12 protein-coding genes are annotated in these 15,735 nt (G+C 38.5%); 7 read left to right on the top strand and 5 right to left on the bottom strand.

All coding sequences use genetic code 11. The features are described from left to right. Positions 1–556 precede the first annotated feature (556 nt). The 3 genes from AF331_RS22425 to AF331_RS12590 form a co-directional block, all read right to left on the bottom strand. Positions 557–730, bottom strand: coding sequence for a hypothetical protein (locus AF331_RS22425; protein WP_160316534.1), 174 nt, complete (start codon positions 728–730; stop codon positions 557–559). An 85-nt stretch (positions 731–815) separates the two neighbouring features. After that, positions 816–1,052: a helix-turn-helix domain-containing protein gene (locus AF331_RS12595; RefSeq protein WP_053428450.1), complete on the bottom strand. Its 237-nt coding sequence runs from the start codon at positions 1,050–1,052 to the stop codon at positions 816–818. 197 nt (positions 1,053–1,249) lie between these two features. Then, positions 1,250–1,861, bottom strand: coding sequence for a hypothetical protein (locus AF331_RS12590; RefSeq protein WP_053428449.1), 612 nt, complete (start codon positions 1,859–1,861; stop codon positions 1,250–1,252). Between the two features lie 116 nt (positions 1,862–1,977). On the opposite strand from AF331_RS12590, the gene AF331_RS22180 reads away from it, so the two are divergent. The 4 genes from AF331_RS22180 (at position 1,978) to AF331_RS12570 (ending at position 5,812) form a co-directional block, all read left to right on the top strand. Further along, complete coding sequence (locus AF331_RS22180) at positions 1,978–2,916, top strand: HNH endonuclease (RefSeq protein ID WP_152915638.1); 939 nt, start codon at positions 1,978–1,980, stop codon at positions 2,914–2,916. A 13-nt stretch (positions 2,917–2,929) separates the two neighbouring features. After that, entirely contained in the window at positions 2,930–4,333 is a 1,404-nt protein-coding gene (locus tag AF331_RS12580) for an HNH endonuclease (RefSeq protein ID WP_235576380.1), read from the top strand. A 158-nt stretch (positions 4,334–4,491) separates the two neighbouring features. Further along, positions 4,492–4,815 (top strand): nucleoside triphosphate pyrophosphohydrolase, encoded by a 324-nt coding sequence (locus AF331_RS12575; RefSeq protein WP_053428448.1) that lies wholly within the window; start codon positions 4,492–4,494, stop codon positions 4,813–4,815. Positions 4,816–4,834: 19 nt separating this feature from the next. Continuing rightward, positions 4,835–5,812 (top strand): HNH endonuclease domain-containing protein, encoded by a 978-nt coding sequence (locus AF331_RS12570; protein WP_053428447.1) that lies wholly within the window; start codon positions 4,835–4,837, stop codon positions 5,810–5,812. A 264-nt stretch (positions 5,813–6,076) separates the two neighbouring features. On the opposite strand, the gene AF331_RS12565 is transcribed toward AF331_RS12570, so the two are convergent. Together AF331_RS12565 and AF331_RS12560 are read right to left on the bottom strand one after the other, a co-directional pair. Beyond that, on the bottom strand, positions 6,077–7,528 hold the full coding sequence (locus AF331_RS12565) for a 3'-5' exonuclease (RefSeq protein ID WP_053428446.1): 1,452 nt from the start codon (positions 7,526–7,528) through the stop codon (positions 6,077–6,079). Positions 7,529–7,539: 11 nt separating this feature from the next. Further along, positions 7,540–9,366, bottom strand: coding sequence for an ATP-dependent helicase (locus tag AF331_RS12560; RefSeq protein WP_053428445.1), 1,827 nt, complete (start codon positions 9,364–9,366; stop codon positions 7,540–7,542). 133 nt (positions 9,367–9,499) lie between these two features. Between AF331_RS12560 and drmA the strand changes: the two genes are divergently transcribed. From drmA to AF331_RS12545, 3 genes are read left to right on the top strand one after another with little or no spacing between them, the layout of a single operon-like run. Next, positions 9,500–12,847: a DISARM system helicase DrmA gene (gene drmA, locus AF331_RS12555; RefSeq protein ID WP_053428444.1), complete on the top strand. Its 3,348-nt coding sequence runs from the start codon at positions 9,500–9,502 to the stop codon at positions 12,845–12,847. Between the two features lie 5 nt (positions 12,848–12,852). Beyond that, positions 12,853–14,667 (top strand): DUF1998 domain-containing protein, encoded by a 1,815-nt coding sequence (gene drmB, locus AF331_RS12550; protein ID WP_053428443.1) that lies wholly within the window; start codon positions 12,853–12,855, stop codon positions 14,665–14,667. Beyond that, entirely contained in the window at positions 14,660–15,442 is a 783-nt protein-coding gene (locus AF331_RS12545) for a phospholipase D-like domain-containing protein (protein WP_053428442.1), read from the top strand. The genes drmB and AF331_RS12545 overlap by 8 nt, the downstream gene beginning before the upstream one ends. Positions 15,443–15,735: the final 293 nt, after the last annotated feature.

The raw sequence follows: 15,735 nt of genomic DNA, 5'->3' as shown, positions 1-15,735 counted from the left end.
CATTGTGGTTTCGTGACAGTAATCGATCACTTCCGAGAAAAGTGTTGACGCGATTTGTGGCGGGGATTATGAAGAAGTAAAGAAATAAAGAAGTGTAGTCTAGCAAGATGTGTTAGTTAAAATAAAGATAAAAGAGAGAGCAGAATGATCATGACAACATATTTATAAGCGGGCCTCAACGATTTGCTCTCTAAAGAATGATTCTTGACATCTACAGTTATAAACCCAAGCAAAATGATGACTAAGACATTTGTGATGATATCCTTTATTGAGGCAAGACCCCAAAACAGTGTTAATAGTAGGACGATGCTCATGATGACCATTATCGAGAGTGGAATATACTCCGGTCTAAACCTTGGGGCGTTTTGCATGTGGATCAGCCTCTCTTTCAATCTTCAAAAGGATTAATTTGGAAATAAAGATATGATAAGCGTATCATAAGCCGCATACGTTGTGAATGAATTCGTTCAACAATTGGTTCATGGGGAAAGGAATGGTGCATTTGTTACCTAGGATTATGCATAGAAAATAGCCCATCAAAAAAGGAAGCCGCAGCTCAACGCCTGCAGCTTCCTTTCTTTGCATCCCGCATGACCTGCTTCAATCCGGTCCCCCGGAAGATGGAGGTCTTCGACTCGTCATTGGTGACATAGATCTCTCCATACGCCTGTTCGTCTTTAAATCCGATGAATTCATAGGTGAGGGTCTTCTTATTCTGGATTACCATCATCTTGGTCCATTGTGGTTTTTTGACGATGATTGATCACCTCCGTGGAAAATGGAATGCTTGCAATTATTTTGGCTCTTTGGTCTCTTCATGGATGGGATCGGGTAATGTCTTGATTCAACTGGTCTATGCTTATTCCCATTGCGCTGGTTATCAAATAGAGGGTGAAGGAACTGGGGAGTCGTTCGCTGTTCTCAATTTTGCTGATCACGGTTTCGCTCAGACCTGCCTTTTCCTCCAGTTCATCCTGGGTCAGGCCGATCTCAAGCCTCTTATTTCTAAGATGAATACCTAGATATTTCTTGTATAAATCACGTTCTGGCAAAGGTTACGCCCCTTTTTACAACCATTATCAAGTTGCATAAAGAAGGTCGGAACAGACAGAACGTCAAGTTTTTACAATTATAGGGAATATAACGAAGTTTTTTTGAGAGAGGATGCTTTGATTGGCATATTCACCACTTATAAGGAAGTTGGGCATAAAAAGGTCCACCCTCAGTTAATCAAGGGCAGACCCTATACTTATTCCAATCTCAAATGGTCATCTTTCACCCAATAGGTTAATGTTCCATCTTCTTCAATCTGATATCTCAAGTCGGCCTTTTGTAACCCTTCAATGAGAAGTGGACGCAATTCACTTATTTTTTGGTTACTTTCTTCTATGTAGGTTGATAACACTTCAGATTTATAGGCATTTATAGCATCAGAGGAGATGAGGTAGTTGACGGCTGCTTGCCTGATAATACATTCTTCGATCGTTTTGTCATGAAGCTGTTTAAAGTCTCGGGGAGGATCCAGATTAATGAGCTTTTGATAATTTCGTGCAAGTGTCACATCGGTTTCGCTGATCTCCAATGACAAGGTTGAAAGATTACCGTTATTCTCTTTCAGTTTATTAATCAGCTGCTTGAAACGTTGATCACTGGCATTATAGTATTGCTCTCGTTGTTCCAAGTAACTTCGTATCTTTTGGTCGTGATGGATCGTGACTTCATTGTAAATCTTCATGGGAAGTCCACTGGCAAACAAGGCCAGGAGTATAAGTCCTACAAAGCCCCAAGTCAATTTGGGTGTTTTTTTCTTTTTGGGTCGATATCGATCATTTCTCCAGTAGTCTCTTTCAGCTATAGGCATCAAGGTCTCATCCTTTCAATAAACACTAGTAAAATACTCCTTATATGCTACCATATTATTACATAGCATTAACCCGAATTCTTGCATCACCTCAAAAAATGATAAGGGGTTTGGACATGACACAACATTTTAAAATGCCTGTACCTGTAAAAATCAATGGAAGGTCCTCTAGTATAACCAATTCATTCATTAACGGGATTATCCCTTGCATCCCTCCAACGGAAAAAGAAGTAAATGAAGTATTGACGCTGCTTGGGATGAAAGACGCCATAAAGTGTGCGTATTGTGGAGACCGTCATACTGAATGGGATCATTTTCGACCACTGGTACAAAACAAGCGTCCGACAGGGTATATTTCCGAAATACACAATTTGGTTCCGGCTTGCGGCAAGTGCAATCAATCCAAAGGTAACTCCCATTGGAAAGACTGGATGGTGAGTGGGGCAAAACTCTCGCCTTATACTCGTGGCGTTCAAGATCTTGCCGATATGATTGATAGATTGGATGCGTTTGAGAAATGGAGTACACCTACAAGATTGGGGTTTGAAGATATCGTAGATTCAGATATATGGGAGGAACACTGGGAGAATTGTGAGCGGATTCATAAGTTGATGAGGGAAAGTCAGATTTTATCGGACAAGATTAGACTGCAACTTCAGAGGCATGTGTTGAAAGATCCCTCGTCTGAAAATCAAGTCATCCCCCAGGAAACGCAGGGAAAAGAAAGGTATTATGAAAAAAAGGTAGGGGTCATTGCTAATACCTCCTTGAGGAGATTATTGGAATCGAATCAGGTTTCACTTGAAGAGATCAACCGGTTCACCACTGCTGTCTATTCAAAGAAAATATTCAATCTCGGTTTCCCTTTATTGAAACCATTGGATCATACATCTGACATCAAACAGCAGGTAAAAGATGAAAAAGGATATAATCGATACTATTCCAGACCCGTCCGTATTATGGATAAGGACTATTATTTATGTTCGCAATGGTATGAACCGAGTAAAAAGAATCTGGTCAAGTGGATCGAGTTAAAGGGACTGAAACTCATTTAAAGGGAGGGAGAACATGGAGGACTTTGATTGGGACTGTGAAGGGTATCATCTGTTTTCAACTACCAGCATTGTGAATAGAGTAAATGGTGATAAATTGTTTGTCCTATTTTTGAGGGCAGCTGAGGACCAACAGAAAGATGTATCAGCAAGCTTTCGTATCGGGGAAATAGCAGAACTCATCCCAAAAGAGACATCGGGCATCATTAAGCATGCAACCTATGGATATTCTTTTATGAGCATGCTTAGCAATCAGAACCACCGGGATTACTTTCTTTTTGAAGACAGAAAGATCCAGGATGAGCTTACACTCCTGTGTAGAGCCACTAATAGGGATAATTATTACTGGAAAAAGCATTGTATGAATGAGAGGGTCAGGGTGAATCCGAAGTATATTCGAAAACGTACCACCCGGACACCGATTTCGATCAGGAAGAACAGCCAACCGCTTTATGAAGCAGACTCAATCCAAGATGCGGCGAGGTACTTATCTGAGCATCTGAACATTAGCATTCATAGATGCTATGACCCTATCGAAAGAGGATATGCGTATCATGTTCCTTACTACTATGATGGGGATATCTATCGCTTTGTTGCCCCTCCAACAATATCAGCGGCTCGTCGCCAGCAGCTGGAAGAAAAGGATCACAAAAATGCCCGCCGAATCTGGCTGGTACCGGCAAATCCCGATGAATACGATTTGGAGCGGGCATTCAGCCACTTTCAAGCACTTGATTGGAAACGTTCCTATAACTATGAAAACGGAGATATCTTATTTCTATATGTATCTGGAAGTGTAAAAAAGGTGATGTATAAAGTGGAAGTGATAGACGGCTTGGTCCATTCAAATGACACCGTTTATGATCAATCGTTCTGGTTGGATACCGATAAATACAGTCAAGCGATCGAAGGGGAAAAGACCCGCATTCGGTTGGTGGATGTAGCCGATAAGGATGATCTGACTCTTCCTCGATTAAGAGAGCGAGGGTTAAGAGGGAACATCCAGGGATCAATGAAACTCACCGGAGAGCTCCGTGACTACATCATGTCCCACTTTGCAAATGATGTATCTTCAGTAACATATCCTGACGATTTGCCCGACCTATGGGAAGGGGAGCGCAAAACGATTACGGTCAATGCCTATGAACGTAATCCCATTGCTCGTCAACAATGCATAGATCATTACGGTGTGGAGTGCCAAGTGTGTAGGATAAACTTCGAAGAGACGTATGGGGAATTGGGAAGAGACTTTATTCATGTACATCACATCACACCCCTTCATAAGGTCAAAGAGGGATATGTGGTTGATCCAAGAACAGATTTAATACCTGTTTGCCCGAATTGTCATGCAATGCTACATAGGAAAGAAAATGGGAAGTATCTCACTTTGGAAGGGATGAAAGAGCGGTTAGAGGTGTGAATAGGAATGAGAAAAGCCTTGGCATCTGATGAGAAGATAATCCTGATAACTAAAGACAATGAAGGATGGGCATCAGCCGATTCAACAACCTAATTGGATTAAAGGAAGTCCTGTAAACGCCGATGAAATAGATAAAGGGTGAGGAGGAAACTAGTAACATGCCAACATATAATAAACTGGTACGTGACAAGATACCTGAAATCATCGAAGCAAAAGGGAAAGAGGTCTCAACGACGATCCTGTCGAATGAGGAGTATATAAAAGAGTTGAAGACGAAGTGCTTGGAAGAAGTAGATGAATATATGAATGCCACTGCAAATGAAGAAGCAAAAGAAGAACTGGCTGACATCCTCGAAGTATTACATGCCATCGCCAAAACGCATGGATCTTCCATGGAAGAAATCGAGAGCATCCGACTCCGAAAGAAGCAGGAACGGGGAGGGTTCCAGGAAGGAATCTTCCTGATTGATGTAAAGGAATAAAACCAAAGGATTGAATGAAATGAGCCATAAATTGAAAGTCGGAGAATTGCGGGCTGACTATCTGACGGATGAAGAAATCTGGAGGACGTTCACCATCGTCCTCTCTTCAAAGTCTGTTAAATCATCAACGTATAAATATGCCCTGATGAAGGCATTGATCGAAAATCTGTACCAGGTCAATGAAAATCTGGAACTGACCTATGATCAACTGGCATACACATTCACAAAGGTTTATTGGAACCTTATCGTCCAGCATAATCTGATCTATCAGAACCGGGGGAAGACGGCCAGGGTGGTCACAATCATGAAAGAGGAGCAGGCGCGTCATTCCATACCACCACAAATGGTGTTTGATAAGATACCTGATTCCTTACAGATCAGTCTGATCAACAAGGTCAAAACCACCATGAAAGAAAACGTCTTTGGGGCCCTATATGGGGACACGGGTGCTACCTTCTATGCATTTGATCACCGGACAGAACGGTTACGATTCAGCCCGGCAGTCCATGTATTCATGATGAACTACCAGAGGCTAATCGTCCAATTGACCAATTATCACATGGCAGCCATGATCGAGAAACTGAACGAAGTTCCTCATATCAATCATCTGTTGGAGAAAGTGGAAAGCATTGCGAAAAGGGGATCCTTGCGGCCTTACGAGAAGATACTATTATCCCATTTCGAGGCAAAGTGCTTCTATTGCGGTAAGAAGCTGACCGGACAGAAGCGAGAAACACATGTCGATCATTTTATTCCTTGGTCGTTTGTGCAGTCGGATCAGATTTGGAACCTGGTTTTGGCGTGTAACACGTGCAATACATCTAAGAGTGACAAGTTGCCTAAGAAGGAATACTTGAACACTATTGTGTCAAGGAATGAGGCGTTGGTAGCGGAACCATTGTTGGTGGGGCAGATGGGGAACTATAGTGAGAATAAGTTAGTAAAGATGTACAATTATTCGATAAAGAATGGTTATGAAGTGTTGTGGGGGGTGTAATGTTTTAGGAACAGTTATTAACCAATTTTATTATGTATAAGAATAATTTTAAAAAAATAGAAACATCTCTGAGCTGCGTGTATAGGTTAGTATCTTGTCTTTTTATGTAGCTTTATGAGTTGCAAAAACACCAAGGTGTTTAATCCTGATTGAGGCTGAAATTGTTTCTAAATTTAATGAGTAATATTAGAAAATGTCAGAAATACAATTATTTCCTCATAAAAGAGTAGCGGAATAGACTATAAGTCCATTACGCTACCGGCATTATGTGTTTAAACAGTATAGATCTTTATTTAATTCATCCACAAATACAGAATATTCTTCTTGAGCAACGAGCAATAACGTCTTTTTGGCCCGTGTCATGGCAACGTAAAGTTTTTTTCTTTCTCGTGACATAAACTCTTCTTCATCTTCTCCAGGTGAAGGGGCTTTATAAGGAACTTTACCCTTTTTTAGATCTGTAATTATTACATGATCAAATTCTAATCCTTTCGAGGATTGAAAGGTAATTAATTTTACCCCTGGAGAAATAATATCAGCATTTTCCTCTTTAACAAGGTATACAGGAAACCCTTTTTCATCTAGAACTTTCTTAAGGTATTCTAGTTTTTTATTTGAATGGGCAATAATCCCAATAGTGCTATCGGGATAGGTACTTCTCACAGTTTTTACATGTTCAATAATAATCTTATCTTCCTTTTTTTGATCTGGACAAAGTATTAATTCTGGAATTTTTCCATTAATTTTTGGCTCTTCTGCGCGGCAATAGTCCTCGTCTCTAATATATTTCTTATCTTGTTGTTGGAAGTCATTAGCCAATTTAATAATTTCGCGAGTGGATCTAAACGTTTGCTTTAATAATTGACTTCGACTGCCCAAAACTTTTATTCCTGCATCTTTCCAAGTGAAAGAGCGTCTAAAAATTTGTTGACCTTTATCTGCACCAATAGTTAGGCTTTTCTTAGCAATTGAACTAATAGCTTTTAGTTGTAAAGAATGCAAGTCCTGCGCTTCATCAACTAATATATGATCAGGTTTAAGGTGTTCCGGAATTTGATTTGCTTTTTCAACCAGTATCTTGGCTAAATCATCTCCATCGATCCCCTGATAATTAGAGTGGTTAGAAAGTATTTCATTATATTTCTCTAAAATATCATAAATTGTTTCCCGGTGTAATTTAGTAACGCGAACATCTGTCCCTCTACCTACCCTTGCTATTTCCAAGTATTTTTTTCTACTACTTATTCCTGCGCCTTTAATCCATTCAATTTCATCGCAAAGAAACTGTACCAAGTCCTTGTCAGTTTTAGAATTAGAATTTACTTTTATCTTAGGGAAATGAACTGTATCATATCTTTTATTTACAATGTTTTTGGCGAATCGGATTGCGCTTTTTCTATTATCACCCATTATTAATCGGGTATGTGGGTAATCTGTGTGTTCAAGCATTTCTTGTCCCCATTGATGAAAGGTCTTAGCATCAATGGGTTTAGAAATAGTCTTCGCACAAAGTTGACGGACATAATTAGTAAGTGTCCTGCTATAAGTCAGGACAAGCAAAGAGGTATTTGGAAGAGTTTCTTTCAAGTAAGCTGCTCTTGCTAGCAGTATAGTTGATTTTCCGCTCCCTGGAATTCCTTGAATCAGTAGATCTCCTTCTGGTTTAAAAGTGACACATGTTTTTTGTTTCTGGGTTAATTCAATAGGGTCTGACATCTTGCTCCTCCTTAAAAGAAATCCATTAACCTTCTTAATTCATCCTTTATTTTTTTTTCTGCCTCTTCTTGTTGTTTTACTGTTTGGTCGATTATATCTTTATCAGCTTTATTAAATCCCTCATTCTTTTCTTCGGCTATAGACGAGTAATAATGAATATGTGTGGTATCTGAATCAATACAATTATTAAGAAATCCTTCGAATTCGATCCCCTTCTTGCCAAGTACATACAACTGATTTTGTGCACGGGTCATACCGACATATAATAATCGTTTTTCCTCTTCAATATTCGGACGGCTGCTGTGTGGAAACTCGCGATCTCCCAAGTACAAGATAAATACAATGGGATACTCTAATCCTTTAGCCTCGTGTACTGTTTTAATTGTAATAGAATCTGTACTTGTCTCCTCTTGTGCCTCTTCCTTTATTTCAACAATATGTTCTGTCAGGTCATCTGTATCCACGCCACCTTGGTTCATAACTTCAATCATGAATTGAAGGAGTTCCTTTGATGCATTTTTTAATTTCAATTTTTCAAAGACTTCTTCTAACGGTTCATCTTCATACTCATCCCGCACCTTTAATACTTGCCCTATAAGAGACTCCGTATTTTCTTTGTGCTGTTGCTCTGTATCGTAGCGAATAGAATATTGACCAAGTTGTTCAAATACTTTATCGGCTTGAGGGGAGTGCTCCGAATTCTTTCTGTAAAGAATACAAATATCAGAAAGAGAAACAGTTGTATCCTCAACAAGTTCGCTAATTTTTTTTGCTATGAATTCGGCTGCCAATTGAATAGAATGAGTTTCAACAACCATTGGCTTAATTCCATTTCTCTTATTTACGGGGGTAATTGTTTCTTCCCCAATAAACTCATTTGCTACGTGAATAATTTCTCTGGTGGATCTGTAATTATGAGTAAGGTGTATAACTTCAGAACTTTCCGGAGCATATTTTTTGCAGTAATCAGAGAAACGATCCATATTTGTACTATTTGACCCGTTAAATGTGTATATCGTCTGGTTCTTATCTCCAACGACTGTAACGGTTTGATCTCTATCTATTAATCTTAGAAGAAGTCCTTCTTGAGCCAAGGAGGTATCTTGGTACTCATCAACAAAGATATGCCTGAAACGTTCTGATACATGATGATACGTTCTTTGTTTTAGAGACAGAATACGAGTTGCTTCGCTAATGAGACCTTGAAAGTCTGTTGTGTTTTTTATTTTTTTAATTTTATTTATTCTTCGCCAGAAAGTTGCTAGATCACGTCCCCTAATTAAAATTCTTCCATAGGTATATGTGTTCACAGGATATTGAACATCTTGTGGGATATCTCTCCAGTTAGTAACAGGGCTGGCTTCAAGTGATCCTTGTCTAATTAAGTTATAAGCTTGTGAGATCGATTCATTGACAAGTTTTCGATCGGCATATTCACTGCATAAGCCTTTAGTTAGTAACGGATCTAAATCAATGAAGTTTTCAGTGTGAATGGTTTCAACTCCTTGACGGAAGAGTGATTCATTAAAGTGAATGCCGTACTTTATAATTCGAAAAGCTAAGCTATGAAACGTTAAAATAACTGGTTTTCCGCCGTATCCTATAAGGGTTGTAAACTCTTCCATTTTATTTAATAAATGTGACTTGGCGGAACGTGAAAAAGAGATACCCAATATATTGTTGGTCAGTATACCCAACTCAGACTGTGTATAGAGAATCTTTGCAGCGAGTGTGGTTGTTTTGCCTGTCCCCGGCCCTGCTACGATCTGTGTATATCTTGATGGGGTCGTGACGGCCTCCCTTTGTTGAGTGTTTAATAATTTAAGTAATCTGTCCATACAAAACGCCTTCCTCAGTCGATTAATGTTTTGTAACTGTCCTTTCAATATATTACCAGAAAAACACCCAATAGTTTAAGGGATTTGGTAAAATAGTAATAGAATAGTCTAAATAAATCTTGGAGGGTAAAAAATGGCAAAAACTAATAGTAAAGTCAGGGACAAACTATTGGAGCGTTTACGTTATGAAATAGTTGGGTGCGAAGACGAGAAGGAAACGATAAATAATAAACCTTTACAAAAGTACCTGGCAGGTATTCTTTGGCCAATGCAGTCAAGTGTAGCAGTTGAAGAGAATGAAGCGGATTCTATGAATGGAAAAGAAACGTCTAAAGAAGCATTCGATTCTATTGCCCCTCTTGCAAAAGCGATGAATCCTTCTGCAATTGGTTTATCTTTTCTAGTTGATAAACAAAAACCGTTAATTAATTTGGACATTGAATTTGGAATGTATGAAGAAACATTGGAAAAAAATTGGGTTCGTATTCCTTTTTTGCTAAAAGGATTACAAATAGATCTAATGGAAGGGCTGGGAGTAAAACAAAAAGAGAGAGTACCTCGAAAAGAATCAGTTGAAGATAAAGAGATAAAAGAATCAATTCAAGTCGAATGGATCGTTAGACCTTATCAAAATTCATATGCTGTAAGTTTATTCCTCGTTAATCGTTACATTCAGGAAACGGATAAACTTGAAATTGATCATATGTGTGTGTTTCAACCAAAAATTCGCGTTTCCAGTCCAAGTGGTTTTATGGTGAGGAACGCATTCTCAAATAATAATAAAGGATTCAAGGATGAAGATACCAGATCTAATGAACTCCTTTATCGTAATGAAGGTGTCTATGGTGTCGGTCATAATATTGCTGTCTGTTGGAAAGGTGTGGATGATAAAACTTCCAGAGCGAATTCACTAGAGACGGAAGTTATCCCCGCACATGAGATCCCGATGGTTTTACCTCCTGAATGGAATAAAGGCGGTACATTGGATATGAATATATTGGCTTCAAAGAGGTCTGCGTCAGAAATCGTAGATTCACTTATGCCTTTATTAACGGAATACAGAAATTGGATTGGAGAAAGATGGGGAGAAATAGACAACATAGAAGAAAGCTACAAAGAGACAGCTATATTGCACATTAAGAAATGTGAAACATCATTAAAACGGATGCATAAAGGTCTTACAAAACTCAGTGAAGATGATAGCGCTTTAGAAGCTTTTTTGTTTGCAAATAAAGTAATGGCGGATCAAAGGGCACATACCGAAGCTATTGAAAGCGGAGAATCAGTTCATGCTATTAAGTCTGAGTGGAGGGCGTTCCAGATTGCCTTTTTCCTGCAGAACCTAGAGGGGGTTGTAGATCCATCTTCCAAAGATAGGGATATTGCTGATCTACTTTGGTTCCCAACTGGAGGAGGTAAAACGGAAGCCTACTTAGGGTTAGCGGCATTTACGTTAGGTTACAGAAGGTTAACAAAAGTCAAAGGTTACAGAACAGATGTCGGTGTTTCTGTAATCATGAGATATACTCTTAGGTTATTAACTGTCCAACAGTTCCAACGTGCAACCGCAATGATTTGTGCTTGCGAGGAAATAAGAAAGAACGATCCAGAGAAATGGGGTAGCACAAGATTTAGAATTGGATTATGGGTTGGAGATAATAGTGTTCCGAACAAATTCGAAGATGCTAAAAAAGTTATAAGTGCTAAAGAAGATGCGATAAAAAGAAAAATAGAGTTTTTTAAACCAAATGGAATTAATGGAACACCTATTCAACTGGTTTCCTGTCCATGGTGCGGGGAGAAGCTTGTAGATGATAAAAAAAATCCTGCTATCTTTTATACTACATATAAAGTGAAAGAAAAAAAGAAGCGATTACTTATATGTTGTCCTAATAAAGAATGTGGTTTTCATAAAACAAATTCAAGTGGAGAAGGACTTCCTGTACTGGTGACGGATGAAGAAATATATCGGTTACTACCAGATATGGTTATAGGAACAGTAGATAAGTTTGCCCGCATGCCATGGGAACCTCAAATACAGAATCTCTTTGGTCGGGTAAAGGGAGAGGTTACCGGTTGGGGATTTATGTCTAATGGGAGTTCCAAAAACGAACTTACAAACATAAAAAATGTTTCAGGTACTACCACTTTATCGAACACGGATCAAGTACATCCTCCAAATCTAATTATACAAGATGAGCTTCACTTGATTTCGGGTCCACTTGGAACAATGGTGGGACTTTATGAGACAGCTGTGGATCACTTATCATCAGTGTCAATTAATGGAAATAAATATAGACCGAAGATCATTGCATCAACGGCAACAATAAAAAACGCACATAAACAGATAAGTGGACTATATACAAGGGACACACAAATTTTCCCAAGCCCTGGTTTGACACACAAAAATTCATTTTTTGCTGAACAAAGAGGCATTGATGAAGTACCAGGTCGCATGTATGTCGGCTTGTTCGCTCCAGGTAGAAGTATGAAGACATCTCAACTAAGGATATTTGCTAATCTGTTATCTAGTGTTACGGCCATGGAGAGGTCATCTGAATTTAATCTTGAAGCTCTTGATCCCTACCAAACTTTAGTAGGTTATTATAATAGTATCAGGGAGCTTGGCGGTGCAGTGAGATTAATTGAAGATGACGTTCCCGCCAGAATGAATACATTGGAGAAACAGTATACAGATGAAAATAGATTTAAATTTGTTCAAAGGGAATTGGATCGAGATGTTCCAGAGTTAACAAGCCGTATCGACTCAGGAAAGATACCGACATTATTGGATCGTCTAATGCAGCCTTTCAATAAGGAAAGAAAGTTAATCCCTGTTGACGTGCTGCTTGCCAGTAATATGATTTCTGTAGGTGTGGATGTTCCAAGGTTGGGGTTAATGGTTGTAAACGGGCAACCCAAAACAACAGCAGAGTATATTCAATCTACAAGTAGGGTAGGCCGAAGACATCCTGGTCTGATCATTACAGCTTATAACTGGGCGAGACCAAGGGATATTTCTCATTATGAAGAGTTCTATGCATATCACGCAGCACTTTATAGGTATGTTGAGCCAATAAGTGTTACCCCTTTTGCATCAAGAGCACGGGATCGAGGATTAGCGGCTGTTTTAGTATCTATGCTACGACTGGGTGAAAGTGAACTATCGGAAAATACAGCGGCTAATAATGTTGATAAAGTAAATGAATTGGCAAAAGACATGATTAAAGTGTTTTTGGAAAGAGCACGCAAGATGGGGGTCTCATCAAAAGAAATTGAAGAACATCTTGAGCATCTGATCGATAGTTGGGAAGAAGATTCCAATAAAAGTAGATTGATTTATTCCTCTTTCAGAAAAAAAGAAAATGAGTCAAATCTTCTCTATCCATTAGGACAAGACTCTTCACGAGGCACCTATAATACTCCGAATTCTATGAGAGATGTTGAGCCGGCTGCCGGTATCTATATTGGAAAGGACTGATTTTATTGAATAATAAGATTGGAGAACTGAGACCGAGTCAATTTATCACGACGTTTGGTCCGGGGTCTATAGTAGATTTACCGGACTATTCCGTTATAATGGGTGGTATTGATAAATGGGATACATTTGATGTTTCAAAATCTAGGACAATTGAAGAGAATCGATTGAAGAAGAAATTGGGAATTCAACAGATAAAAGCAATACCCATAAATGAAAGTAAGGAATTTGGCACTTTACCTGCTTACCGTTTTCCGGAATATCATGTTTGTCCAAAATGCAGAAAGATTGGAAAATACAGAGGTAGGGAATTCGTGGAAGAGGAGGGAGTACTTTACTGTAAAAATCCTGACGCGGAAGGAGAACCTTGTAATAAAATTAAAACCCATCCCGTCCGTTTTATCGTGACGTGTAAAAAAGGTCACATTAATGATTTTCCTTGGGGAGTGTATGTTCACAAGAAGGGTAAATACGACCCTAAATCTTGCAAGTTATATTTGCAGGATAAAGGAGAAACAGGATCCCTGAAAGATCTTGTGGTTTATTGTAAAACGTGTAATCAAGAGAGATCTGTGAGTGAAGCATTCTCCAATAATAAGATATTGGGGAAATGCAGCGGGAGAAGGCCTTGGTTAAGAGATTTTGAGAACAATTGTGAACATGATAAAGAACTTTTGTTAAGAGGGGCATCAAACATTTATTTTTCATCAATTGAAAGTTCTATAGTTATTCCGAAAGCGCTGGAGCAGGAAGGAATAGAAGATTTTATTAAAGAACATATAGATCTTTCTGATGATGAGCTTTTAGATAATAGACCTATGTTCGATTTTATGATGAAGAGAATCCCAGACATCAATAGACTGGGGTTGGATAAAGTATGGAATATCGTGCAGAAGTTAAGGGACGAAACTAATAGTAGTAATGATCTTGATTTGAAAACACCTGAGTACCATGCCTTACTTACAGAGCACCATAATTATGAAGAAATTGATTTTGAAACAGAGCCGGAAGTCGTACCGGAAAGATTTAAGGAGTATATATCCGATCTTGTACGGGTTAAGCGGCTTAAAGAAGTAATGGTATTAAAGGGTTTTACAAGGATACATCCTTTGCCGGATTTAACTGCCAGGCTTTCAGGTGAAACTGATGATTCCAATGAGGATAATCAATCTGGTACCGCTAAAGTAGAGCTGGCTCCGCTAAGTGCAACACCACAACTCTTTTTACCTGGTGTCGAAACTTATGGTGAAGGTATCTTTTTAACAGTTAACCAAGAAAAACTGCAAGCGTGGGAAAATGACCATAAAACCTATGAAGCTGGCATGGTTGCTGCTCACATTGCGATGTACGAGGAAAGAAAGGTACCTGTAAATGAAATCCCTCCATTTCCTGGACTGAGATATGTATTGCTTCACACACTTTCTCATGCGTTAATAAGGGAGTTTACGATGCATTCTGGCTATTCATCATCAGCTTTAAAAGAAAGGATTTATTCTGATCCCGAAAAGGGGATGGCCGGTATATTAATTTATACGGCTACTGTTGATTCAGAAGGGAGCCTTGGAGGATTGGTTGAATTGGGTAAAAAAGATAAGTTTGAGGCTATATTGGCACGTACCCTTTCAGCTGCGCAATATTGTTCCGGAGATCCCCAATGTGCTGAAAAAGATGTTTATGAACTAAAAGATGTAAATGGTGCTGCTTGTCACAGTTGTATGTTGGCAGCTGAAACCTCTTGCGAGAAATCAAATCGGTATCTTGATCGTTCATTATTAGTTAATACAGTAGCCAATCATCAACGGGAGTTCTTTATAATTGAATAAATTGAATGAAAAAATAGTACAATTTATTTCAGTATGTTTTTCATCGTCTAATGAACACATGCTGGATAGACTTTTTGAGCAAATTGATAATGGTACACTTACTAATGAATTTATCACCTGGCAGTCTAGAGTAAGGTTTCCTTTTGAACTTGAGTTTTTAGCCTATGACATGCTTAAAGAAGCTGAAAGAAACGATGTTCAAATAATGGAAGTAAGAAAATATCTTGAATTGGCCTTTATGATGGCAAAAAAATACAAAGAGCATGAACCAAGAGTTTCACCTGTATGGACAGGTCCTGATCTTGAAAGTGGCCTAATAAAACTCAACACTTATAATACAGTGAAGTATTTAATAGAGTCTGCTGAACATGAGGTCTTTATTGTAGGATATAGTTTTTCATTCAGGGAAGAGTCGGTTAAGGATATATTGAAGAGTGTAGAAAGGGCAGTTGAGAAAAACTGCCGCGTTAATATTATCATTAATGACGTAGAAAAAAATTTCAAGGAGATCATGAAACACTGGGAAAAAGAGAACTATCAGTTAAATGTTTATCACTGGACTGGCAGGGACTCGAGTGCTTATACAAGTTTACACGCAAAACTTATTATCATAGACCAACGTAAGTTGTTATTGACATCTGCAAACTTTTCTTATCATGGTTTTCATAAAAATATTGAAACAGGTGTAATTATCGAAAATCACGATATTGCGAAAGATATTTGGAAGCAATATCATTCTTTAATGAAAGAAAATCAGATGAAAAAAGCTTACTAATACTTGAAATGACGTCGGGTGAAAATCCGGGGTCATTTTAAATTTATTTAATTTCTCCGGAAGAAGTTCGTGATTCTCTTACCGGATTATCTTTGATAGAGTAGGAGAGTTGGATTATTAATTAAAAGGAAGTATCAGCATAAGGAAACTTAAAGTGCTTGATTTATTTGCCGGTGGCGGTGGCTTTTATACGGATTTTTGCAAGGAAAAGACAGGAGATAATAAGGACAGCTAATAGTGTTCTTTTTTATTTATCTTCCTCTTCATTCCAGTTTAGTTAGAAGAATAGTAAA

It is taken from the genome of Rossellomorea marisflavi, from assembly GCF_001274775.1.
Classification (GTDB): Bacteria; Bacillota; Bacilli; order Bacillales; family Bacillaceae_B; genus Rossellomorea; species Rossellomorea marisflavi.
This window is presented reverse-complemented; position numbering and strand designations above follow the sequence as displayed.